This is a genomic window from Gordonia sp. B8661-1 (assembly GCF_059427765.1).
The window spans coordinates 1-1,574 of the sequence record NZ_JCAHRL010000028.1 but is presented as its reverse complement, the minus strand read 5'-3'; the positions used below and the strand labels follow the sequence as shown (position 1 = coordinate 1,574).

2 protein-coding genes are annotated in these 1,574 nt (G+C 69.0%); both read left to right on the top strand.

Going from position 1 to position 1,574, the window contains the following annotated elements; all coding sequences use genetic code 11:
- Positions 1–76 precede the first annotated feature (76 nt).
- Complete coding sequence (locus tag AC4JJG_RS21430) at positions 77–829, top strand: RES domain-containing protein (protein ID WP_277244831.1); 753 nt, start codon at positions 77–79, stop codon at positions 827–829.
- Between the two features lie 95 nt (positions 830–924).
- Entirely contained in the window at positions 925–1,572 is a 648-nt protein-coding gene (locus AC4JJG_RS21425; RefSeq protein ID WP_495405849.1) for a helicase associated domain-containing protein, read from the top strand.
- Positions 1,573–1,574 lie beyond the last annotated feature (2 nt).

Sequence of the window (1,574 nt, the reverse complement as noted above, 5' to 3'; positions counted from 1 at the left end):
TGCTGCTGCGCGACGGCGAGCTCGCCGACGTCGGCCCCCAGGTACTCAACGCTGCCCGCCAGTTCGCCGCGGTGGGATGAACCAACCCCGCACGTCGACGATCGGCACCCCACACGGCCCGATCACCAGCAGCATCCGAACCGACACGCCCATTTATCGGGTCGGGTATGCGCCGAGTCCGTGGGAGTGGACGCCGTGGGAGTACGCCACCGACGGCCGCTTCGCCGGCCGCTGGGACGACCCCGACGGGGTGTGGCGCACCCTGTACTGCGCCGACACTCCCCTGGCCTGCTACCTCGAAGTCCTCGCGTTCGCCCGACCCAGCCCGCAACTGATCGCCGAGCTCGACGACATCATCGTCGACGACGAAGACGAGCAGGACTACCCCACGCTGCCGTCCGGCCGCGTCCCGCGATCGTGGTGTGAGGCACGAATGCTCGGCCACGCCACCCTGACCGGACGGTTCGCAGTGCCCGCCGACCCGGACAGCCTCGCCACCCTGCGAACGGTGTTTCGGCCGCTCGCGATCCGCTACGGACTCGATGACCTCGACACCGCCGCTCTGCGTGACGGGCGCCCCCGCGGTCTCACCCAGGCCATCTCCCGCTGGCTCTACGCCCTCACCGACCACGGACACGCAGCAGTCGACGGGATCGAGTTCGACTCCCGCCACGGCGACCAGCTACGCATGTGGGCGCTCTACGAACGCGCCGCCGACCCCGACATCAGCCCCCACATCGACGTGGTCGACCACTGCCCCATCGACGCCGCGGATCCACAACTGGCCCGCGCCCTGACCCTCCTCGGACTCGAGTGGACCCCCGCCTAGACCGACCTGAAACAGGCTGTCCCGCATCGTCGAACGAGCATGAAGCTGGCTCGACCAGCCGTGGTAATGCCTACGACCGTCTCTTCGACACCGGGATCGCCCACCTGCACCGCTACGCCGCCATGCATGGTTCCAGCTCACCTCCCCGCGGCGCGACGATCGACGGCTTCGCGATAGGTCAGTGGGTCGTCAACCGCCGTGCCGAGTACCGGCGGGGCCATCTGTCGGCCGAGCGGATCCGCCGCCTCGAAACCGAGTTCCCCGACTGGGTGTGGAATGTGCGCGAAGCGATGTTCGACGTCGGCGTGACCCATCTGCGCCGTTTCGTCGCCGTCCACGGCACGAGCAACGCCGGAGAAGGCGATGTGGTCGACGGTTTCGAGATCGGCACCTGGGTCGCGTCCCGTCGCGCCGACTACCGCAGAGGCCGACTGTCGGCCGAGCGGATCGCGCGTCTGGAGTCCGAGTTTCCGGACTGGCGGTGGCTGCCTCAGGACGAGGCCTTCGCGACGGCGTTCGAGACCGGACTGTCCCACCTGCGCCGCTACGTCGCCGCCCACGGGACCAGCCAGGTCCCTCAGCGGGATGTGATCGACGGGTTCCCGATCGGTACCTGGGTCGCCACCCGGCGCGCCGACTACCGCAAAGGTCAGTTATCCGCAGAGCGGATCCGCCGCATCGAAACCGAGTTCCCGGACTGGCGGTGGACGGTACGACCCGCCGCCACGAAAAGCAGGCGGTGACG

Excerpts from the sequence above, each read along its gene's own strand:
- AC4JJG_RS21430 (WP_277244831.1), top strand. The coding sequence starts at position 77 with ATGAACCAACCCCGCACGTCGACGATCGGCACCCCACACGGCCCGATC.